The 19,086-nt window shown below is 71.9% G+C and carries 21 protein-coding genes and 2 pseudogenes; 14 read left to right on the top strand and 9 right to left on the bottom strand.

Annotated elements, in window-relative coordinates; translation table 11 throughout:
- The first annotated feature begins 162 nt into the window (after positions 1 to 162).
- Both DI272_RS43475 and DI272_RS43470 read left to right on the top strand, forming a co-directional pair.
- Positions 163 to 900 carry an IclR family transcriptional regulator gene (locus tag DI272_RS43475; RefSeq protein ID WP_109501381.1) on the top strand — a complete coding sequence of 246 codons (738 nt, stop codon included), beginning with the start codon at positions 163 to 165 and terminating at the stop codon, positions 898 to 900.
- On the top strand, positions 897 to 1,826 hold the full coding sequence (locus DI272_RS43470) for an ornithine cyclodeaminase family protein (RefSeq protein WP_109501380.1): 930 nt from the start codon (positions 897 to 899) through the stop codon (positions 1,824 to 1,826). The genes DI272_RS43475 and DI272_RS43470 overlap by 4 nt, the downstream gene beginning before the upstream one ends.
- Positions 1,827 to 2,000: 174 nt before the next feature.
- Here DI272_RS43470 and DI272_RS43465 read toward each other — a convergent pair whose 3' ends face one another.
- Positions 2,001 to 3,320: an alpha/beta fold hydrolase gene (locus DI272_RS43465; protein ID WP_109501379.1), complete on the bottom strand. Its 1,320-nt coding sequence runs from the start codon at positions 3,318 to 3,320 to the stop codon at positions 2,001 to 2,003.
- Between the two features lie 279 nt (positions 3,321 to 3,599).
- Between DI272_RS43465 and DI272_RS44845 the strand changes: the two genes are divergently transcribed.
- Complete coding sequence (locus DI272_RS44845) at positions 3,600 to 3,746, top strand: hypothetical protein (protein ID WP_181387594.1); 147 nt, start codon at positions 3,600 to 3,602, stop codon at positions 3,744 to 3,746.
- A 79-nt stretch (positions 3,747 to 3,825) separates the two neighbouring features.
- On the opposite strand, the gene DI272_RS43460 is transcribed toward DI272_RS44845, so the two are convergent.
- The 3 genes from DI272_RS43460 to DI272_RS43450 form a co-directional block, all read right to left on the bottom strand.
- A complete protein-coding gene (locus DI272_RS43460; RefSeq protein WP_109501378.1) occupies positions 3,826 to 4,200 on the bottom strand; it encodes a VOC family protein in 375 nt (124 codons plus the stop codon).
- Between the two features lie 178 nt (positions 4,201 to 4,378).
- Positions 4,379 to 5,086, bottom strand: a complete 708-nt coding sequence (locus tag DI272_RS43455) for an ABC transporter ATP-binding protein (protein ID WP_109501377.1) — start codon at positions 5,084 to 5,086, stop codon at positions 4,379 to 4,381.
- Positions 5,083 to 6,171, bottom strand: coding sequence for an ABC transporter permease (locus tag DI272_RS43450; RefSeq protein ID WP_109501422.1), 1,089 nt, complete (start codon positions 6,169 to 6,171; stop codon positions 5,083 to 5,085). Before DI272_RS43450 ends, DI272_RS43455 begins: the two co-directional genes overlap by 4 nt.
- Positions 6,172 to 6,343: 172 nt before the next feature.
- Between DI272_RS43450 and DI272_RS43445 the strand changes: the two are divergent.
- From DI272_RS43445 to DI272_RS43425, 5 genes and pseudogenes are all read left to right on the top strand, one after another.
- Positions 6,344 to 7,570: pseudogene (locus tag DI272_RS43445) on the top strand (sensor histidine kinase); the annotation flags it as partial.
- Positions 7,571 to 8,034: 464 nt separating this feature from the next.
- The gene (locus DI272_RS43440) at positions 8,035 to 8,670 is read left to right on the top strand and encodes a response regulator transcription factor (protein ID WP_109501376.1); all 636 of its coding nucleotides are present in this window, start codon (positions 8,035 to 8,037) and stop codon (positions 8,668 to 8,670) included.
- An 88-nt stretch (positions 8,671 to 8,758) separates the two neighbouring features.
- Positions 8,759 to 9,460 (top strand): hypothetical protein, encoded by a 702-nt coding sequence (locus DI272_RS43435; RefSeq protein WP_109501375.1) that lies wholly within the window; start codon positions 8,759 to 8,761, stop codon positions 9,458 to 9,460.
- Between the two features lie 131 nt (positions 9,461 to 9,591).
- On the top strand, positions 9,592 to 9,837 hold the full coding sequence (locus DI272_RS43430; RefSeq protein WP_109501374.1) for a DUF5133 domain-containing protein: 246 nt from the start codon (positions 9,592 to 9,594) through the stop codon (positions 9,835 to 9,837).
- 164 nt (positions 9,838 to 10,001) lie between these two features.
- Complete coding sequence (locus tag DI272_RS43425) at positions 10,002 to 10,691, top strand: NADPH-dependent F420 reductase (protein ID WP_109501373.1); 690 nt, start codon at positions 10,002 to 10,004, stop codon at positions 10,689 to 10,691.
- A gap of 92 nt (positions 10,692 to 10,783) precedes the next feature.
- Here the strand turns inward: DI272_RS43425 and DI272_RS43420 are convergent, their stop codons facing one another.
- Positions 10,784 to 11,257 carry a hypothetical protein gene (locus DI272_RS43420; protein ID WP_109501372.1) on the bottom strand — a complete coding sequence of 158 codons (474 nt, stop codon included), beginning with the start codon at positions 11,255 to 11,257 and terminating at the stop codon, positions 10,784 to 10,786.
- A 130-nt stretch (positions 11,258 to 11,387) separates the two neighbouring features.
- Here DI272_RS43420 and DI272_RS43415 point away from each other — a divergent pair, with 130 nt between their 5' ends.
- Complete coding sequence (locus DI272_RS43415) at positions 11,388 to 13,322, top strand: ABC transporter ATP-binding protein (RefSeq protein WP_109501371.1); 1,935 nt, start codon at positions 11,388 to 11,390, stop codon at positions 13,320 to 13,322.
- A gap of 51 nt (positions 13,323 to 13,373) precedes the next feature.
- On the opposite strand, the gene DI272_RS43410 is transcribed toward DI272_RS43415, so the two are convergent.
- Positions 13,374 to 13,883: a quercetin 2,3-dioxygenase gene (locus DI272_RS43410; RefSeq protein WP_109501370.1), complete on the bottom strand. Its 510-nt coding sequence runs from the start codon at positions 13,881 to 13,883 to the stop codon at positions 13,374 to 13,376.
- A 74-nt stretch (positions 13,884 to 13,957) separates the two neighbouring features.
- On the opposite strand from DI272_RS43410, the gene DI272_RS43405 reads away from it, so the two are divergent.
- Positions 13,958 to 14,620, top strand: a complete 663-nt coding sequence (locus DI272_RS43405) for a TetR/AcrR family transcriptional regulator (RefSeq protein ID WP_109501369.1) — start codon at positions 13,958 to 13,960, stop codon at positions 14,618 to 14,620.
- Between the two features lie 52 nt (positions 14,621 to 14,672).
- Here DI272_RS43405 and DI272_RS43400 read toward each other — a convergent pair whose 3' ends face one another.
- The gene (locus DI272_RS43400; RefSeq protein WP_109501368.1) at positions 14,673 to 15,212 is read right to left on the bottom strand and encodes an ATP-binding protein; all 540 of its coding nucleotides are present in this window, start codon (positions 15,210 to 15,212) and stop codon (positions 14,673 to 14,675) included.
- Between the two features lie 442 nt (positions 15,213 to 15,654).
- On the opposite strand from DI272_RS43400, the gene DI272_RS43395 reads away from it, so the two are divergent.
- Entirely contained in the window at positions 15,655 to 15,858 is a 204-nt protein-coding gene (locus tag DI272_RS43395; protein WP_109501367.1) for a cold-shock protein, read from the top strand.
- Positions 15,859 to 16,014: 156 nt separating this feature from the next.
- On the opposite strand, the gene DI272_RS43390 is transcribed toward DI272_RS43395, so the two are convergent.
- Complete coding sequence (locus DI272_RS43390) at positions 16,015 to 16,602, bottom strand: 3'-5' exonuclease (RefSeq protein ID WP_109501366.1); 588 nt, start codon at positions 16,600 to 16,602, stop codon at positions 16,015 to 16,017.
- A 46-nt stretch (positions 16,603 to 16,648) separates the two neighbouring features.
- Entirely contained in the window at positions 16,649 to 17,254 is a 606-nt protein-coding gene (locus DI272_RS43385; RefSeq protein WP_109501365.1) for a TetR/AcrR family transcriptional regulator, read from the bottom strand.
- Between the two features lie 144 nt (positions 17,255 to 17,398).
- Between DI272_RS43385 and DI272_RS43380 the strand changes: the two genes are divergently transcribed.
- The 3 genes and pseudogenes from DI272_RS43380 (at position 17,399) to DI272_RS44840 (ending at position 18,834) form a co-directional block, all read left to right on the top strand.
- On the top strand, positions 17,399 to 18,205 hold the full coding sequence (locus DI272_RS43380) for an SDR family NAD(P)-dependent oxidoreductase (RefSeq protein ID WP_109501364.1): 807 nt from the start codon (positions 17,399 to 17,401) through the stop codon (positions 18,203 to 18,205).
- Between the two features lie 169 nt (positions 18,206 to 18,374).
- A pseudogene (locus tag DI272_RS46110) lies at positions 18,375 to 18,440 on the top strand (hypothetical protein); the annotation flags it as partial.
- Between the two features lie 178 nt (positions 18,441 to 18,618).
- The gene (locus DI272_RS44840) at positions 18,619 to 18,834 is read left to right on the top strand and encodes a hypothetical protein (protein ID WP_181387596.1); all 216 of its coding nucleotides are present in this window, start codon (positions 18,619 to 18,621) and stop codon (positions 18,832 to 18,834) included.
- The last annotated feature ends 252 nt before the right edge of the window (positions 18,835 to 19,086 follow it).

The raw sequence follows: 19,086 nt of genomic DNA, 5'->3' as shown, positions 1-19,086 counted from the left end.
AACTCTCTCGTACAGCGAAACAAGCGGTACCCTACCTTCCGGCCCGGGCGGGCGACACGCCCCGCCGGGAGACTTCCACCCGCAGCTGCCGGAAGGGTTTCGATGCCAGAAGCGCCCGTAGGACCGGATGCGGCAGAGGCGTCACGGGCGCCGCGTACGGCCGTGGACAAAGCGCTGGATCTGATCGAGGCGGTCGGCCGGGCGCCCCGGCCGCCCCGGCTCACCGAACTCGCCGACGAGGTCGGGCTGCACCGCGCCACCGCCTACCGGATCCTCGTCGACCTGGTCCGCCGCGGCTGGGTCCTGCGCGCCGACGACCGCTACCTGCCCGGCACGGCCGTACTGCTGCTGTCGGCGCGGGCCGCGCACAACTCGCTGACCTCGCTGGCCCGTCCGGTGCTGGAGAAGCTCTCCGCGCACACCGGCCTGATGGTCAACCTCCAGGTCCTGGAGCACGACGCATCGCGGGTGGTGGACGTGGTCCGACCGGACCGCCTCGCGATGATCAGCACCCTGCTCGGCGACCGGCTGCCCGCCCACCGCTTCGCCGGACCGCTCGCCCTGGTCGCCGCCCTCGCACCCGAGGCACGCGGCCCCTATCTCGACGCGGCCCGCGCCCAGGGCCACCCCCTCGACGGGGACGCCGGGCTCCTCGCCGACATCGCACGGGCCGAGGCCGCGGGCCACGCCGTCGAGCACGGTCGCGCCGACCGGTTCGTCGCTTCCGTCAGCCGGGCGGTCGTGCCCGTCCCGGGAGCGCCCGTCTGCGCGCTCACCCTGGTCGGGCCCGCCGCCGAGCTCGACGACGAGCATCTGCCGGCCTCGCGCGACGCCCTCGCCTCAGCCGTCGACACGTTGACCGGCCTGCTGTCCCGGGCCGGCGGGGAGGGCCCCGCATGAGCGAGCTGATCGTCCTCGACGAGGCCGCCACGCTGGCGGTCCTCGACCCGCACCGCCTGATGTCCGCCGTGGCCGACGCGCTCGTCGCCGTGGCGCAGGACCGGGCGTCGGCGCCACCGCGCACGGCCGCCTTCACCCCGCACGGGCTGCTGGGCGCCATGCCGGGATACGTTCCTGGACAGGGCCTCGCCGCGAAACTGGTGACGGTGTTCGCCGAGCCCGGACACCCCGGGCGCAGCACCCATCGCGGGATCGTCGCCCTCTTCGACCCGGAGGACGGCCGCCCGCTGGCGGTGCTGGACGCCGAGCCGATCACGGCCTGGCGCACCGCGGCCTCCGCCACCCACAGCGCCCTGGCCCTTGGCCGCCCCGGTCCCGTCGTGGTCGTCGGCACCGGTGCGCAGGCCCGGGCCCAGGTCGGCCTGCTCGCCGTGCTCCGGCCCGACGAGCCCGTCACCGTGGCGGGACGCGACCCGGAGGCGGCGCGCGCGACCGCCGCCCTGCATCCCGCGGGCCGCGCGGCCGACGGCATCGAGGAAGCCGTCCGCCGGGCAGCCACCGTCTACTGCTGCACCGGCGCCACCAGCCCCGTCCTGCGGCGCGCCTGGCTGGCCCCGGGCACGCACGTGAGCTCGGTCGGCGGCTCCCAGGGGCACGAGCTGGACGCCACCACCGTCCAGGACGCGGCGCTCTTCGCCGAGTGGCCCGGCGCGGCCACCACCGCGCCGCCTTCCGGCGCCCACGAGCTGCAAGGGCTGCCGCCGGACCGCACCGTCACCCTCCTGGGCGCGGTCCTCGACGGCTCGGCCCCCGGCCGACGGACACCGGACGAGCTCACCGTGTTCAAGTCCACCGGACATGCCGCGCTGGACGTGGCGGCCGCGTACGTCGTGCACAGCGCGGTGACGGGGCGGGTGCCCGGATAGCCGGGACGGTTGACGGCCTTGGCTGTTCGGGTAGCCGGGACGGTTGAGGGCCTTGGCTGTTCGGGTAGCCGGGACGGTTGACGGCCGCGGTTGCCCGGATAGCCGAGACGGCGGACCGCCCCGGCTGTTCGGGTAGCCGAGGCGGCCGTCCTGGAAGAAGGCGCGGGCCTGCTGTCAGGGCTGCCACGGCAGCAGGCCGCAGGCGGAGGCGACGGGCTTGCCGTTGAGGCGGTCGGTGAGCCAGGAGATCGCATCGCCCTGGTCGGTGAGCAGGGGCGCGAAGTGGTTGATCAGCGAGCGGCCCGCGTCGGGCAGGATCACGGGCTTGTAGGTGACGTTGCCGCCCAGCCGGCACCAGTCGGCGGCGAGCCTGCGTGCCTGTGCGTGGGGCACCAGGTTGTCGCTGGTGCCCGTGGCCAGGCGGACGGGTCCGCTCGGCCGCGTGGTGCCGATGCGCTGGTCGTCGAGGAAGGCCTGGAGCGCGGGCTCGGCCGCGATGACGTCGCTGATGCTCTTTCCGTCGGTCGTCCAGGCGGTGCTGCGCGCCGAGTTGTACGCCAACAGTGCGTCCCCCACGCACATGGTGGACAGGTCGTCGAGCGCCGCATGTCCGGCCGCGTTGAGATGGGCGTCGGCGATCGGCCGCAGCGCGGGGTCGGACTGCAGGAAGCCGTTGACGGACCAGCCCAGCGCTCCGGCGAGGTCGCTGCCGTCGATGGCCTTGGTGACCTCGGTCAGGTCGGCGGGCGGCGCTCCCGAGTAGGTGCCGGCGACGACGACGTCGGGGGCGTAGGAGGACTGGAGCTCGGCGGCCGCCGCGGTGGCCCCGCCGCCCTGGCTGTAGCCGAACAGGGCCACGCGGGAGGCCGCGGTGAGCGAGGTCCCGGGGAGCGCGCGGGCGGCACGCACCGCGTCGAGGACGGCGTGGGCCTCGTCCACCCGGTTGACGTAGGTGTGCAGCCGGTCCGTCGTGCCGAGGCCGGCGTAGTCGGTGACCACGACGGCGATGCCCCGCGCGAGCAGCCGGTAGACCGCCAGGTCCTCGTAACCGACCGAGACGGTCTGCCCGTTGAGCCGGAGGGGGTGTTCGAGACCGAGCGAGGCGGCGCACTGGTCGCCCTGTCCCATGGTCCCGGGAGCGAGCGCCACCAGCGGCCGGGGCCCGGTGCCCCGCCAGTCGGCGGACGGCTCGATGTACGCGCCCGTCACCGCTACCGGCCGCCCGTTGGAGTCGGTGGACTTGTACATCAGGCGGGTGGCTCTGCCGGGCAGCGGGCCGTCGAGGCCGGGCAGGCTCAGCGCGAGCGGCAGCGGCTCGCTGCGCACGAGTGCGCCGTCGGCGGCCGGCAGGGTCGCGGGCGGGTCGTAGAACGCGGGGACGGTGACGCCGCGGGAGACCACGGTGCCGTCGGCGGCCAGGGCCGGGACGGTGGAGGCGCTGAGGCAGGCGGCGGCCGTGACGGCCACGGCGGCGAGGCGTACGGGTGCGGGCATGCGGGACCTCCGGAGAAGGGGGAGGCCGAGCTCCTGGTGCGGCTCGGTCACTTGACGGGCCGGTCGGGCGGGGCGCGGGCATGCGGAGGCGGTCGTCCCACCGCTGTTCCGGCTGCCACTCTTAGACGAAGTGTCAGGACGGTAGCGTCGGGTGGGTTACCGGGGGTAGCCGCCGGAAGGTTACGGTTCAGTAATATGGCGGCCGTGGTCGCCGACGGGCCGTGGTCCAGGATGGGTCGCAGGTACTGCAAACCGGCGAAGGAGAGCCCGGAAACGGCCATGAACTGCATCAGCATGGCGAAGAAGCACGCCGAAGAAGCACGCCGAAGAAGCACGCCGAAGAAGCACGCCGAAGAAGCACCCCGAAGAAGCACCCCGAAGAAGACCGTGCCCGCCCTCGGCGGACACGGCATCCCTGACGGCTGACGGGCTCACCCATGACCGGGTTCAGCCGGTCGCCCGGCCGGGCAGCGCAGCACGCGGGCCCGACCAGGCTCCGCCCCGGCTACAGGTACGGGCGGGTGAGCAACTCGATCGCGTGACCGGCGGGGTCCTTGAAGTACACCCCGCGACCGCCGTGCTCGTGATTGATCTCGCCCGGGTGCCGCATCTGCGGATCGGCCCAGTGCTCGACGCCCTGGTCGCAGAGCCGCCGGTACGCCCGATCGAACAGCTCGTCGTCGATCAGGAACGCGTAATGCTGCATCTGGATCTCCACCGGCGGCTCGGCGAACTGCAGCAGCACGCCGTCGGGGAGCTGGATGTTGACGAACGGACCCCAGGACGGCGCTTCGGGTACTTCCAGCAGTTCGCGGAAGAAGCGCGCCGAGGCATGGCGGTCCTTGGCGGCGATGATGGTGTGGTTGAAGGAGACTGTCACTCGGTCGACCTCATTCTGTGTTCGGCATGGAGAGCGGACTCGCGGCGCACGAGCGCCGGGAGGTCCACGAGCCGAACCGAGGGGGTGCCTGCTGCGCACCCGCCGTGCGATCAGTCCACCACCGGGTGGCCAATCCGTGTGTGGCGCAAGGCCGTTCCGGTGTTCACGGCGAAGGACTTTAGTCGATCCGGCCGACCGGGACCACCTGTGCCCCGTGCTGCCCCGTGATGCGCCCGTCGTGGACCTCGACGACCCGGTCGGCGGTACCGAGGTGGGTGCGGTCATGGGTGACCACGACCGTCGACGTGCCGCCCCGCCGGGTGAGGCGGGTCAGCAGGTCGACGACGGCGGCGCCGCTCTCGTGGTCCAGCGCGCTCGTGGGCTCGTCGACCAGAAGGACGGTCGGGTCGTTCATCAGCGCACGGGCGATGTTGACGCGCTGCCGCTGACCGCCCGAGAGCTGGTGCGGCCGGCGATGCGCATGGCCGCCGAGGCCCACCGCGTCGAGCAGCCGCTCCGCCCGGTCCCGGGCCTTCCTGGGGGAGCGGCCGTCGATGTGCGCCATGACCTGGAGCTGTTCCGCGGCGGTCAGGGAGGGGAGGAGATTGGGCTGCTGGAACACGATGCCGATCTTGTGGCGGCGCAGGTCGGTGAGTTGGCCGCGGGTCATGCCGGTGGTGGTGGTCCCGTCGATCGTGACCGTCCCGGAGTCGGGGGTGACGAGCGTGGCGGCGACGGCCAGCAGGCTGGACTTGCCGGACCCGGAGGGGCCGACCACAGCGGTCAGGCTCGCCCTGGGCACGTCCAGGGTGACGCGGTCGAGAGCGGTCAGACGGCCGTCGCCGTCCGGGTAGGTGAGGGTGATGTCGGTCAGACGCAGGCTCATCGGGCGCTCCCCAGGGCGGTCAGCGGGTCGACGGAGGTGATCCGGCGGATGGACAGGGCCGACCCGAGCGCGCCGAGCAGGACCATCACCGCGGCCGGTACGAGGACGGTGGCTGGGGTCAGGACGAAGGGCACCGTCGAGCCGGCGACGAGGGCGCCGACGCCGGCGGCGATGCCGGTGCCGGCCAGGGTGCCCCCGACGAGGAGGACGACGGCCTGACCGAGAGCGTCCTTCAGCAGATGGCCGGTGGAGGCGCCGAGAGCCTTGAGCACGGCGACATCGGCACTGCGCTGAATGGTCCAGACGGTGAAGAACGCTCCGACGACCAGGGTGGAGATGGCGAACAGGAACCCGCGCATGAGCTGGAGCGAGCCGTTCTCCGAGGTGTAGGAGCCGATCGCCGACAGGGAGTCGTCCTTGGTGACCGTGGTGGTGCCGACGGCCCGGTCGGTGGCCGACACGTCGGTGCCGGAGCCGGTGGTCAGCGCGATCACGGTCGCCGTCGGACCACCGCCCGCCCCGGCCGGCGGTGCCGCCTTCCGCCACAGGCCGAGGCCGGTCCACACGACCGGGACATGGCTGAAGGAGGCGTCACCGCGTACGGCGGCCACCGTCACCCGCTGCCCTGCCAGGACGAACTCGTCCCCGGGCCGTACCCCGAGGGCGTCGGCGGCCGGCACGGACAGCACTGCGGACCGGTTCCCGAGCTTGTCGCCGTCCGGGGCCAGACGGGAGCCGGGAGTGACACCGAAGACACTGACACCGGCGCTGCGGTCACCGGTGGTGGCCCGCGTGGTGGTGATGCCGAGGGGTTCGGCGCTGCTGACACCGGGCGTCCCGGCCCACCGCCGCCACTGCTGCTCCGTCACCGTGGAGCCCGCGTACGACAGGTCGCTCCCGGCCCCGGAGGCGCCGAAGGCGATCCTGTCGGCGGGCAGGCCGGTGATCGCGGAGATGTTCTGCCGGCTCAGCCCGGCGGTCAGTCCGGACAACAGCCCGACCAGCAGGGTGACGAGCACGACGACGGTCCCCATCAGGGCGAACCGCCCCTTGGCGAACTTCAGGTCTCTCCAGGCGACGAACACGGTCCCGGCCTGTCCTTTGCGGTGGTGGAAACGGACGAGCTCCACCGTCGCCGAGGGCACCCAGCGCGCGCCTCTGGCGTGGGAGAGCACTCCGCGGATCGGAAGGCGACACCCGGGTTGTAACTTTCGATGGAGGCCGACCCGGCCTCGGCTTCCTTAACCTGGAAGCACTGTGAACTCCGCCGCCCCCGCTCCCACGCCGACCACCCGCGCCCTGACCTGGTGCCTGCACCTGCTGACCGTCGGGCTGCTCGCCCTGGCCGCCGCCCGGGCCGTGGCCGACAGCAGCACGCGCGCCGTACCGATCGTCGCCGTGGCGGCGCTGTGCGCACTGCTGTACGCGGTGGGGCCGATGCTGCCCCGGGTGCGCGTCTCGCGGCGGGCGGCAGGCTGCTGGCTGGCCGCGGTGGGCGGGGCGTGGCTGGTGCTGCTGGCCCTGACCGGCGACGCCGTATGGGTCGCCTTCCCGCTCTACTTCCTCCAGCTCCACCTGCTGCCGCGACGTCCCGCGCTGCTCGCCGTGACGGCGACCGCGCTGGCCGCGATCACCGCCTTCGCGGCGCATCAGGGCTCCTTCAGCCCGGCCATGGCCATCGGACCGGCTCTCGGGGCCGCCGTCGCGGTGGCCGTGGTGTGGGGGTACGAGGCCCTGTACCAGGAGAGCGAACGGCGCAGGCGCCTGATCGAGGAGCTCACCACGACCCGTGCCGATCTGGCCCGGGCCCAGCACACCGCCGGCGTTCTGGCGGAACGCGAACGCCTGGCGCGCGAGATCCACGACACCCTCGCCCAGGGACTGTCCAGCATCCAACTGCTGCTGCACGCCGCCGAGCGCGCCCTGCCCGACCGGCCCGAACTGGCCGTCCGCCATGTGGTGGCGGCCCGCCAGGCGGCCCTGGACGACCTCGCCGAGGCCCGTCGCTTCGTCGCCGCCCTCACCCCGCCCGCGCTGGACGGCACGACGTTGGCCGGGGCCCTGGAACGGCTGTGCGCCACCACCGACGCCCGCCACCCGCTCACCACCCGCTTCCACCTCACCGGCGACCCGGCCCCCCTGCCCACCGAGCACGAGGTCGCCCTGCTGCGCATCGCCCAGTCGGCGCTCGGGAACACCGTCCGTCATGCCCGCGCCACGACGAGCTCGATCACCCTCGCCTACGGCGCAGGCGACGTCACCCTCGCCGTCGTCGACGACGGCACCGGCTTCGACCCCGGCCGCCTCACCGGCCCGAACTCCGAGGGCGGCGGCTTCGGACTGGCCGCGATGCGCACCCGCATGCACGCGCTGGGCGGCACCCTGACCATCGACTCGACCCCCGACCAGGGCACGACACTGACCGCCCGGCTCCCGCTCGCACCACCCATCGCGCCCGAGGCGTCACAGCCGGAAGCCGAGCCCGAGAACGCGGTCGAGCGGGAGGGCGTCGAGGGGGAGTCCCTGGTTGCGCCGGGGACCGTGGCAGAGGCAGAGGCAGAGGCAGAGGCAGAGGCAGAGGCAGAGGCAGAGGCAGAGGCAGAGGCAGAGACTGAGGCTGAGCGGGAGGGTGTGGTCGAGCGGGAGCCCGTGGTGGTTCCGCCGACTCAGCCCGAGGTCCAGCCCGAGCCCGAGCCCGATCCCGAGGCGGAGGCAGAGACCACGGCTGAGGTTGAGCCCGCTGCCGAGTCTGTGTCCAAGCCCGCGACGGCTCTTGAGCCCGCGCCCGCGCCTGAGCCGACGCCTCAACCCCCGCCCGCACCTCAACCCCCGCCCGCACCTCAACCCCCGCCCGGCCCTCAGCCCCCGCCCCCGCCCGGCCCTCAGCCCCCGACCTCACCCCCGCCCCCGCCCTCACCCACGCCCGGACTCAAGACCGGCGCCCGCCCATGACCGACGCCCCCATCCGCCTCCTGCTGGCCGACGACCACCCCGTGGTCCGGGCCGGGCTGCGCGCTGTGCTGGAGACCGAACCCGGCCTGGTGGTGGCTGCCGAGGCGGCCACCGCCGAGGACGCCGTAGAGCGGGCCGGCGTCGGTGACATCGACGTCGTCCTCATGGACCTGCAGTTCGGCAAGGGCATGAACGGGGCCGAGGCGACCGCGCGGATCACCGCGCGGCCGGATGCTCCGCGCGTGCTGATCGTCACCACCTACGACTCCGACGCGGACACGCTGCCCGCCATCGAGGCGGGCGCGACCGGGTACCTCCTGAAGGACGCCCCGCCCGAGGACCTGGCCGCCGCCGTGCGCACCGCCGCGGCCGGGCGCACCACCCTGGCCCCGGCGGTCGCGGAGCGGCTCATGAACCGGTTGCGCACCCCCGGCACCACGCTGACCCGGCGCGAGACGGAAGTCCTGGCCCTGGTCGCCGAGGGGCTGTCCAACCAGGCCATCGGCCGACGACTGCACCTCACCGAGGGCACGGTGAAGTCCCACCTGGCCCGCGCCTACGCCAAGCTCGGCGTCGACTCCCGCACGGCCGCCGTCGCGGCCGCCGCCGGCCTCGGCCTCATCCGCCGCTGACCGGCTTCCCGGTGGGAACCGCGGCCCGGGGCGGCCACGTGTCCTGGTACGGGTGCCAGGGGAACGGCCGAGGTGTACGGGGGCAGAGATGCAGATCATCGAGGTGACCGGGTATGCCGTCCGATCCGCCGTGATCACCATGCGGCGGAAGGACAAGCCGCTCGAATTCGTGATCTTCCCGATGCTGCACGTCGCCTCGCCGACCTTCTACTCCCAGGTGCGCAGCAGACTCGGAGAGTGCGACCTCATCGTGCTGGAGGGCATCAGAGGGCGTGCGGCAGGGGTGAGCGCCCTCACCCTCGCCTACCGGTTCGCCCCGCGGCGACGGCGCAACGGCTTGCAGGAGCAACGTCATGACCTGCTGATTCCCGACTCCGTGCCGGTCGTCAATCCGGACGTGACCGCGGCGGAGGCGATCGCGGATCTGAAGACGCTGCCGCGGTGGACGTACCTGCTCCTCATGGTCGCGGCTCCCGTGATGGGCCTGGTGTTCGCGGTGCGCGGCCCGCGCGCCTTCCTGGACGAGGACGTGGCGGTCGACGATCTGCCGACGACACCGAGGGCGGAGATGCTGGCCGACGACCCGATCGGGCACGCCATGTCGGACCGGCGCGACGAACGACTGCTCGGCGCGCTCGGAGAGATCTACGCGGAGCGTGCCGACGAGCCGATCCGAGTGGCCGTCGTCTACGGGGCCGGTCACGTTCCGGCGATCGTCTCGGGCCTGATGGACCGTTACGGCTACCGCCCCCGCGACGCGCAATGGCTGACGGTCATGGTCCCGGCGTAAGCAGGCCTCCACCACGGCCGACGCCGAGGCGCGAGGCGTAGATCCTTCCAGGCGGGGCACTTGGGGTCTGCCGGGCGGCACTCGGGGCCGAGCGGCGGGTTGTGTTCCGGTGATGGCTGAAGGGACTCGTGATGATTCTTCCGGCTGAGAGAGAACTGCGTACCGCGCTGGCGCGGTTCGCCGATGCGCGTATCGAGCACGACGCGTCGGCCGGCCGCTCCTGCAGCCGCGCGCTGGAGGACGCCACGTACACGCTCTGTGTACTGACGGGGGCCCGTACCGTGGAGAACGCGCTGGCCGCAGCGGACGCGCTGCTCCAGCGGTACAGCACTGACAGCCGGAGCACCACGCACGAGGACAAGACACTGGCGGCGTGAGGGGTACGGGCCGCCGCCGACGTGACCGTAGTGGACGTCGGCGGCGTGTCCGTCGCGAGCGATTTGTCCAACACATTGGAATACCGGGCGACTCGGTCTAGGTTCATCCCCTGAAGGCGGGCGCATCGTCGTCGTCCTGCCACGTTCGGGAAGGACCCGTCCTCATGCGCTACGCCGTTCTCGGCACCGGCATCGTCGGCCGGACGATCGCCGCCAAGCTCGCGTCGCTCGGCCATGAGGTGGTCATCGGCACCCGTGACCCGCAGGCCACCCTCGCCCGCACCGAGCCCGACGCCATGGGCACCCCGCCGTTCGCCGCGTGGCACACCGACCACGCGGACGTGCAGCTGAAGCCGTTCGCCGAGGCCGCCGCATTCGGGGAGACAGTCATCAACACCACCGCCGGTGGCGCCGCCCTCACGGCCCTGGACGCGGCGGGCAGTGCGAACCTGGCGGGCAAGGTGGTCATCGACGTGGCCAACCCGCTGGACTTCTCCGCCGGCATGCCGCCCACGCTCGACCCCGTCAACACCGACAGTCTTGGCGAGCAGATCCAGCGGGCCTTCCCCGACGCGCGGGTCGTCAAGACCCTCAACACCATGAACTGCCTGGTCATGGTCGAACCCGCGCGCGTCGCCGGAGCGCACAATGTGTTCGTCTCCGGTGCGGACACCGGCGCCAAGAAGCAGGTCACCGAGATGCTGACCTCCTTCGGCTGGCCCGAGTCCAGTGTCATCGACCTCGGCGGCATCGAGACCGCCCGGGGCACCGAGATGCTGCTCCCGATGTGGCTGCGCCTGATGGGCGCGCTCGGCCATGCCGACTTCAACTTCCATATCCAAGGCGCCCGCTAGAACCCGTCAGGGCTAGGTTCGCCCTTCCGCCACCGCACCGGGCAGCCCCCGATCGCCTTCCGCGTCGGGGGCCGCGGCGTCCTCACGCGGCATCACTGATCGTCGATGTCCGCCTGCCGGGCGAGGAACTCCTCGAACGCGGCCTTCTGCCGGGGGTCCATGAACCCCTGGCGGGCATCGCGGGCCTTCTCCTGGAGCCAGTACGCCTCGTCGGGGTCCAGGAGTTCGGCCACCACCACGCCGCCCCGGGCCACCGCCGTACGCCCTCCCGCGCGCCGCCGGAACAGCGTGAACGCGCCGAACCGCGCGGGGTGGGCCAACTCCGGCTCCCGCCCGACGGCTTGGCCCACCGCCTCGACGTCACCCCTCGGGTACGCCGTGGGCGCCCAGTGCTCCCAGAGCGCCAGCACGGCCGCGGGCACCAGCACCGCGCGATCGGCCTCCTCGCGCCCCTCCCGCAGAAGGGTGACATCAACGGGCTCGCCGACCGCCTCGGCCAGCCCGAGCACCCTCTCCATCTCGTCGTCGACCGGATGACCCACCACCACATCGATCCGAATGCTCATGCTGCGCGAGGCTACTGGCCGCCACCGACATGGCACGGCCGTGTCCGGTTCTCGCCGGTCCGCGGTAAATGCCTGGACTGGGAACGTCCCCTGACGGGAAACTTCCGACTTCCGAACCTCCGGGAGTGTGATGGGGACAACAGACACGCGAGCACCGACTCCGGGCAGGAGCGCGGTCGTTCTGGCACTGCGCCGCTACGGCCGGGAACTGCTGCGACTACGACGCCTGGCCCTGCCCGCGATGCTGCTACCGGCCCTGGGCAACATCGGCACCCGCTACATCGCCCCGCTGCTGATCGCCAAACTGGCAGGACAGGCCTCCGACGAGGGCGGTCTCACCCTGGGTTCGGCGCTGCCGTACGTGGTCGGGTTCGGCGGGACCCTGCTGCTCGCCGAGGCCGTGTGGCGGGTCGGGCAGCACTGCCTGAACCGCGTCGACGCCCTCGGCATGGAGCACCTGTATGTCAGCGGCATGGACGAACTGCTCGCCAAGGACGCGGCGTTCTTCCACGACAACTTCGCCGGTTCCCTCACCAAACGGGTGCTGAGCTTCGGCAAGCGCTTCGAGGACTTCGTCGACACGATGACGTACCGGATCGTGGGCAGTCTCGTGCCCCTGGGCTTCGGCGCCGTGGTGCTGTGGACCTACGAACCGATGCTCGTCGTCGGCCTGTTGGTGATGATCGGACTGACGGTCCTGGCCGCGACCCCGCTGATCCGCCGTCGGCAAAGGCTCGTGAACGACCGTGAGGCGGCGCTCGCCCGGGTCTCCGGCCACGTCTCCGACAGCCTCATGAACATGGAGACCATCCGGGCGTTCGCGGCCGAGCGGCGGGAGGCCGCGGAACACCGCACCCGGGTCGCCGACTCCCGGCGCCTGACGCTCAGGTCGTGGGACTACGGCAATCTGCGCGTCGACACCCTGATCGCCCCCATGTCCGTGCTGACCAACGTGCTGGGCCTGCTGGTCGCGATCGCCTTCGGTGGTCCGGGCCAGGGAGTGGAGGAGGTCGTCGTCGCGTTCACCTACTACTCCAACGCCACCCAGATCATGTTCGAGTTCAACCAGATCTACCGCCGCCTGGAAAGCTCGATGACCGAGGCGGCGCAGTTCACGGAGCTGCTGTTGGACCCGCCCACGGTGCTCGACCCGGCGGAGCCCGAACCGCTCGCACCCCGGGGCACCGGCATCCGCTTCGAGGCGGTGACCTTCGCCCACGCGGGCGCGCAGCCGATCTTCCGGGGGCTGGAACTGGACGTGCCCGCAGGTGCCCGGATCGGTCTGGTCGGCAGGTCCGGCGGCGGCAAGACCACCCTCACCCGGCTCCTGCTGCGGATGTCGGACATCGACGACGGACGCATCCTGATCGGCGGCCAGGACATCAGCCGGCTGCGTCAGACCGACCTGCGCTCACTGATCGCCTACGTCCCGCAGGAACCCGCCATGTTCCACCGCAGCCTGCGGGACAACATCGCCTTCGCCCGGCCCGGCGCCACCGACGAGGAGATCCACGCCGCGGCCGCGGCGGCGCACGTCACCGAGTTCGCCGAGCAACTCCCCGACGGCTTCGGCACCTTGGTGGGGGAGCGGGGCGTGAAACTCTCGGGTGGCCAGCGCCAGCGTGTCGCCCTCGCCCGGGCCATCCTGCGTGACGCCCCGATCCTGCTGCTCGACGAGGCGACCAGCGCACTGGACTCGGAGAGCGAGATCCTCGTCCAGGACGCCCTGTGGCGGTTGATGGAGGGACGTACGGCCCTCGTGGTCGCCCACCGTCTGAGCACGGTCGCCGGCATGGACCGCCTCGTCGTCCTCGACCGGGGAACCGTGGTCGAGCAGGGCACCCACGAGGAACTGCTCGCGACGAACGGTGCCTACGCCAAGCTGTGGCAGCACCAGTCGGGCGGTTTCCTCGGCGAGAGCGCCGAGCCGGACTCCGGAGCGTCGGACGCCGTACTCCCGGCCTCCGAAGCCGGCCTCAGCGGGCTGCCCGGACCGGCCGGCCCGCCCCCGGACGAGGACCGCGGGACCCCGCCACACGCTCGGACAGGCACCCACTTCGCATGACCGCCCCGCCCCGGCACCGCCCGGGGCAGGCGCCGATTCGTCAGCTGCTGATCATGGCCGGGCGTATCCGGACGCGCCGGGTGGTGGGCCGAGGATCTCGATGTGGTGGCGTGCGGCGGCGTGGCCGAGGGCCGCGGGATCGAACGGGCCCGGGTCCGGGTCGGGGAGCCGGCGCTCACCGGCCGGGGCGCCGACCTCCGCGGCGAAGTCCTCGAAACCGGACGGTGTGGTGATCTGCAGGCAGCGCAGGGGTTCCTCGGAGCCGACCACGAAGGTGTGCGGCAGTCCCACCGGCAGCAGCACGAAGTCGCCCGGTTCGGCGGTGAGTTCCTGCCCGTCGCACAGGAAGCGGGCGCTGCCCGACAGGACGTAGAACATCTCGTCCTCTTCCAGGTGCCGGTGCAGGGGCGGGGCGAAGCCGGCCGGGTTGAGGAACTCCGCCACGGTCAGTCGGCCGCGGGTCTGCGCGCCCGTGGCCTTGACGGTGACGAGGTTGCCGAGGAACCACAGCGCCTGTCCCTCGGCGCCGGCGAGGACGTAGGGCCGGTTGACGGAGGGCATGGCGGCCTCCCAGTTGGATGGACCACAGTTGGATAGACCAACGTCTAGTGAATATCACGCTAGTATGTCCGTTCATGGGCGTCAACAGGAGTGCGGCCGACGGCGGGCGGCGCCGGTACGACTCGCCGCTGCGCGACCAACGGGCCAGGCAGACCCGGCAGGCGATCGTCGCGGCGGCGAACCGGCTCTTCGTCCTCCGCGGCTACGCGGCCACCTCCTTCGCCGACATCGCCAAGGACGCCGGGGTGGCGCGGCCGACCGTCTTCGCCGCCTTCGGCTCCAAGGCCGCGTTGCTCCGCGAGGTGGTGGACCAGGCGCTGGCGGGCGACGACGAGCCCGTACCGGTGGCCGACCGGCCCTGGTTCCGGCCGGTGCGGGAAGGACGGACCCCACGGGCGGTGCTCACGGCCTACGCCGAGGTCTGCCGCATCATCGGCGGGCGCGCCGCGGAGGTCTTCGAGATGGTCCGCCGGGCCGCCGACGAGGGTCCGGAGCCGGCCGACCTGTGGGAGACGATGCAGCGCAACCGGCGGGCCGGAGCCACCATGGTGGTCGACCTCATCGAGGCACTCGAACCCGAGGCACACGGCCTCGATCATGAGCGCGCCGTGGACGTCGTATGGGTGTTCAACGACCCTGCCCACTATCGGTCCCTGGTCCGGGGATGCGGCTGGACCGAGCAGGAGTACACCACCTGGCTCACCGACCAGATGCACCACGCCCTCGGTGCTGGCTGAGTGCCCCGGACAGCACCCCGGCATCGCGCTTCGGTCCGGGACCGGATCCGCGTCAACTGGCCCGGTCGTCCTTGCCGTCGGTCATCCTTGCCGTCGTTCGTCCTCGCCGTTCCAGAGGGGGGGTGTCGAAGAGGCGGACCTCGTCGGTGTCAGGTGCCTGGAAGACCTTCGCGTACCCCTCCAGCAACTCGTGGCCGACCGGCACGGTCCCGAACTCACCCTTCCGTGCGCGGACTTCGAGACGGCGATGCAGTTCCTCCATCGGCACGGCGAGGTAGTGCAGTTCGACGGGCACGCCGAGTGCGCGCGCCGCCACCCGCTTCTCGTCCCGCTCGGAGCGCCCCCAGAACCCGAACTCCAGGATCACCGTCTGCCCGAGCCTCAGCAGGTCCTGGGCGTGCTGCCAGAACCGTCTCTCGAGCCGGTCGCGCGTCGGCTCGTCGAAGAGGTCGATACCCAGGTCGGCCAGCCATTCGTCCGGGCACAGACGCACCGCTGGAATCTCTGCGGCCAGTCGTCCGGCCAGGGTCGTCTTCCCTGAACCGGGAAGCCCGCACAGCAAGATCAGTCTGGGGTGGTGACTCGCGTCCATCAGTCCTCTCCCCAGCGGCAGAGCAAGGTCATCCGGGCATGCTCTCGCAACCTCCCCACGCGCACGCAACGGATTTCCGCCGGGCGGCCTCACGGCATGCACTCGTCGTCCACCCGGCGGCGACGTGAGACATCTGCCGAATGACCTGCGCCGGACGGGATTTCCCGCAGGGCTCCGCGCGCTTCGCTGACTCCGACCGTACGGGCCGCGACGGTGTCGTACGCCTTCTGGCGACCGGTTCGACGGGGTCTCGCTGTGGAGTCTTACTGTTGTTGCTCTCTGGTGATGATCCGTTTCGCCGTGTAGCGTCAGTCCCGGCTGTCGTGGTTCGCAGTACCTGCCCGCGCTTTGGCGTGGGCGTTTTGCTGTGCAGTGCTGGACCAGGACGATCACCTCCAGGGCCGCGCGGTGCGGTTCCTGACGTCTACGGAAGGGCATCAGCATGGCCAGCGGAACTGTGAAGTGGTTCAACGCGGAGAAGGGTTTCGGCTTCATCGCCCAGGACGGCGGCGGGCCGGACGTCTTCGCCCACTACTCCAACATCAACGCCTCCGGCTTCCGTGAGTTGCAGGAGGGCCAGGCGGTCACCTTCGACATCACCCAGGGCCAGAAGGGCCCGCAGGCGGAGAACATCACCGTCGCCTGATCCGGGCCGGGTCGGGCGCGGGGGACCGCGCGTCATCGCCTGCGCCGCCGCCGAGTTGTGCACTCGCGGCGGCGCAGGGTGGTGCGGTTCCGGCCCTCGTGGCCCTGCCGCTCCGGCGTACGCAGAAGGCGCGCGGGCCCGCCGCCCCCCTCCTCCCTAGCCGGCCGTGGCCGTGGTCGGCCACGCCCCGCGGCCCAGCAGGTCGAGGACGAGTGCCGCGATGTTCCAGGCGTCGTCCTCGCCGCGATGATGACGCCCCTCGAGCGGCAGCCCGGCGATCTGCAGAGCGTGCGCCATGCCGGGCTTCCTGGACAGTCCGTACGCCGCGGAAAACACAGCCTTGGCATTGGTGTGGGTGCGTTCCGTCGGGTAGCCGAACGGGTAGGCCACCCCGTCGGCCTGGCTCTGCCGGGCGAACTGCCGACGGTCGTATGCACCCCAGCTCGCCCAGGGGCGCTCCGGGGCCTGGTGTTCCTCGACGAGGATGCGGCATGCCTCGGCGAAGGCGACGCCCCGTTCCACCTCGGCCTGTGTCAGGCCGGTCAGTTCGGTGCAGAAGGCGCTGACCGCCGACCGGACGGGGCGGACCAGAAGACGGTGCCGGGAGATCCGGCGGCGGGCCGACACGTCCACGACGGTGAGGCCGATCTCGATGATCTCGCTCACCGAACCGGGCGGCGGTTGTCCGTCCCAGCAGGTGGCCTCCACGTCGATGACATTCAGCAGGGCGGATGTGTGCGGCATGGGCCGAGGGTAAGGACGTGCGTCCGGTTCCGGCACCTCGATTTCCTCAGACAGCCGTCGAAGCGGCCCGCAGATACGCGATCCCGGTGTCGAGCGCGGCCTTGAGGTGGGTGGAGTCGCCCGTGGACATCATGATGGCCACCCCTCCCTGAACGCCCGCCAGCAGCGCGGCGGCCGTCCGGTCCGCATCGAGGGACGACGACACCAGACGCTCGGCCTGAAGGGCGCGGATGCCGCGGGCGAGCTGCTCCTGCCACTGCCGCATCAGCTCCGTCACGATCGCCCGCGCACCGGGGCGGGACCGCCCCACCTGGAGGAACAGCGCCCCCAACGGGCAGTGGTCGCCCTGGAGTTCGTAACGCTCCACCACCACGTCCCGCCACCGCAGCCAGGCCTCCCACGAGTCCAGCCGTCCCAGGTGCGGCTGTTGGTCCTCCAGCACCCGGTCCGCCTCGAACTGGGCGACCGCCAGCAGCAGTTGGTCCTTTCCGCCGGGGAAGTAGTGGAAGAGCTGGCTCTTACTTGTACTGGTGCGGCCACGGATGTCGTCGAGTGTCGCGACGGCGACACCCTGCTCACGGAGTACCTCGGCAGCCCCCTCGACGATGCGGGCGCGGGTGGCGCGCCCCTTGGCGGTCAGTGCCTCCGGCATGTCGCCTCCTGTGTGCGAGAACCAAGTTTCTGGACTTGCTGGTCCATTTTCCACGGAGCACAGTGGGCCGCGCACGACAGGGGGTGCGCGCGGTCGTGCGGGGCAGCAGGCGTGCGTGCACAGGCAGCAGAGGGAGGACATGTCATGAGTGGACGACTGCGGGACAGGACGGCGTTGGTCACGGGGTCCACCAGCAACATCGGGCAGGCGATCGCCGAAGCGTTCGCCGCCGAAGGGGCCCATGTCGTCGTTTCCGGACGCAACCAGGAACGCGGAGCACAGGTCGTCGAGGGAATCCGCGCGTCCGGTGGCCGGGCCGACTTCCTGGCGGCGGACCTCGACGGCAGCCCGGGAGGCTCCCGGAGCCTGGCCGAAAGGGCCCGGCAGACGCTGGGCGGGCGGATCGACATCCTCGTGAACAACGCCGGCATCTATCCGGCCCCCGCCACGACGGACACCGACGAGAAGACCTTCGACCAGGTCTACGGCGTGAATGTGAAGGCCCCGTTCTTCCTCACGGCCGCCGTGGCGCCGGCGATGGCGGAGTCGGGCGGTGGGGCGATCATCAACCTGGGCTCGTGGATCGCCCGACTGGGCGTTCCGCTCGGCGCGCTCTACAGCTCCACCAAGGGCGCGATGGAGACGCTCACCCGGGCCTGGGCCGCGGAGTTCGGCCCGCAGGGCGTCCGTGTGAACGCCGTGTCCCCGGGTGTCGTCCTGCCCCCGGCCCCGGAAGGCTCCGACCCCCACGCGGGCGAGGTGATGATGGAGGGCACCCCGGCCGGGCGGGTCGGCACGCCGCACGCTGTCGCGCAGGCCGTGGTCTGGCTGGCGAGCGACGAAGCGGCCTTCGTGCACGGCACCGTGGTGGACGTCGACGGGGGCCGCGCAGGGGTCGCCGTCATCAGGACACAGCCACCCGCCACGTCGAGCCCGCCCCACGCCGCATAGGTGAGGTGCATGGCGTTGCCGTCGGGCCCTTGGCGGTGGCCGAGCGGGGGCCCGCGGCTCGGCCACGCCACTGCACTCCTCGTCCACGGGGAAAAGGGCGCCGGTTCCGGCTCGTCGCCCGAACCGTGAGCCGCACACGCGGACCGGGACCGCGTGGTGGACGTCCCGCGTGTCGCTGCCGGGGGACGGTCTGCTGACGGCCGACGAGTTGGACGAGCGTGTGGAGGCCGCACTGTCGGCCCGCACTCTCGCTGAACTAGCCTTCCTCACCGCCGACTTGCCACCCGCGCAACCCGGGGGCGTACCGCGGCACAGGCCGCCGCACCGAAAGAAGTCGTCGGCATCGAGCAGGTCTCAGCGGCGCGGTCGAACGGACGGGACGCCGGGTACTGCTGTGGTGCCCGGAGCCCGCGGTGACCTGGTGCGACGTGACGGTCGACTGCACCGAGGCCGTGATCACCCAGGACACCGTGCGCATCGAGGTGACCATGGCGGGAAAGAGCCTCACCTCGGTCACGGGGCCGGGCATCGAGGTCGACACCGACGGGGCGACCCTGATCCACTGCAAGCTCAAACACCGCCGCGCGCGGACGTCCCCGGACGACACGCCCGCCCGTGCCTGCGGCTGACTGACTCCGGCGCCGACTGAGGCCGCCCCGGACAGCGCGCGTGCAACCCGATCCGTGCGTGCGGAGTGTTACTGGGTGGATCTCCCGCGCGCATCGACCGGCGCGCAGTGCAATGAAACGGGGTAAACCGGGGTGCGTGTGACCACCAACCCTCCACCCGTCGGTTTGCGAAGCGACGCGACCGGCGACTTCGAGACGTACGCGGCTGTTCGCTGGCCGCGGCTGCTGCGGACGGCGTATCTGCTGACCAAC

The organism is Streptomyces sp. Act143 (assembly GCF_003143935.1).
Classification (GTDB): domain Bacteria; phylum Actinomycetota; class Actinomycetes; order Streptomycetales; family Streptomycetaceae; genus Streptomyces.
The sequence above is the reverse complement of the archived record's forward strand: the minus strand, read 5'-3'. Positions and strand labels throughout refer to the sequence as shown.

Bases quoted from the DNA above. Each gene is read 5' to 3' on its own strand.
- DI272_RS43380 (WP_109501364.1), top strand. From the start codon at position 17,399: ATGAGTGGACGACTGCGGGACAGGACGGCGTTGGTCACGGGGTCCACC.
- DI272_RS43420 (WP_109501372.1), bottom strand. From the start codon at position 11,257: ATGAGCATTCGGATCGATGTGGTGGTGGGTCATCCGGTCGACGACGAG.
- DI272_RS43385 (WP_109501365.1), bottom strand. From the start codon at position 17,254: ATGCCGGAGGCACTGACCGCCAAGGGGCGCGCCACCCGCGCCCGCATC.
- DI272_RS44845 (WP_181387594.1), top strand. From the start codon at position 3,600: ATGAACTGCATCAGCATGGCGAAGAAGCACGCCGAAGAAGCACGCCGA.
- DI272_RS43405 (WP_109501369.1), top strand. From the start codon at position 13,958: ATGGGCGTCAACAGGAGTGCGGCCGACGGCGGGCGGCGCCGGTACGAC.
- DI272_RS43465 (WP_109501379.1), bottom strand. From the start codon at position 3,320: ATGCCCGCACCCGTACGCCTCGCCGCCGTGGCCGTCACGGCCGCCGCC.
- DI272_RS43455 (WP_109501377.1), bottom strand. From the start codon at position 5,086: ATGAGCCTGCGTCTGACCGACATCACCCTCACCTACCCGGACGGCGAC.
- DI272_RS43390 (WP_109501366.1), bottom strand. From the start codon at position 16,602: ATGCCGCACACATCCGCCCTGCTGAATGTCATCGACGTGGAGGCCACC.
- DI272_RS43415 (WP_109501371.1), top strand. From the start codon at position 11,388: ATGGGGACAACAGACACGCGAGCACCGACTCCGGGCAGGAGCGCGGTC.
- DI272_RS43425 (WP_109501373.1), top strand. From the start codon at position 10,002: ATGCGCTACGCCGTTCTCGGCACCGGCATCGTCGGCCGGACGATCGCC.
- DI272_RS43400 (WP_109501368.1), bottom strand. From the start codon at position 15,212: ATGGACGCGAGTCACCACCCCAGACTGATCTTGCTGTGCGGGCTTCCC.
- DI272_RS43440 (WP_109501376.1), top strand. From the start codon at position 8,035: ATGACCGACGCCCCCATCCGCCTCCTGCTGGCCGACGACCACCCCGTG.
- DI272_RS43395 (WP_109501367.1), top strand. From the start codon at position 15,655: ATGGCCAGCGGAACTGTGAAGTGGTTCAACGCGGAGAAGGGTTTCGGC.
- DI272_RS43410 (WP_109501370.1), bottom strand. From the start codon at position 13,883: ATGCCCTCCGTCAACCGGCCCTACGTCCTCGCCGGCGCCGAGGGACAG.
- DI272_RS43435 (WP_109501375.1), top strand. From the start codon at position 8,759: ATGCAGATCATCGAGGTGACCGGGTATGCCGTCCGATCCGCCGTGATC.
- DI272_RS43430 (WP_109501374.1), top strand. From the start codon at position 9,592: ATGATTCTTCCGGCTGAGAGAGAACTGCGTACCGCGCTGGCGCGGTTC.
- DI272_RS43470 (WP_109501380.1), top strand. From the start codon at position 897: ATGAGCGAGCTGATCGTCCTCGACGAGGCCGCCACGCTGGCGGTCCTC.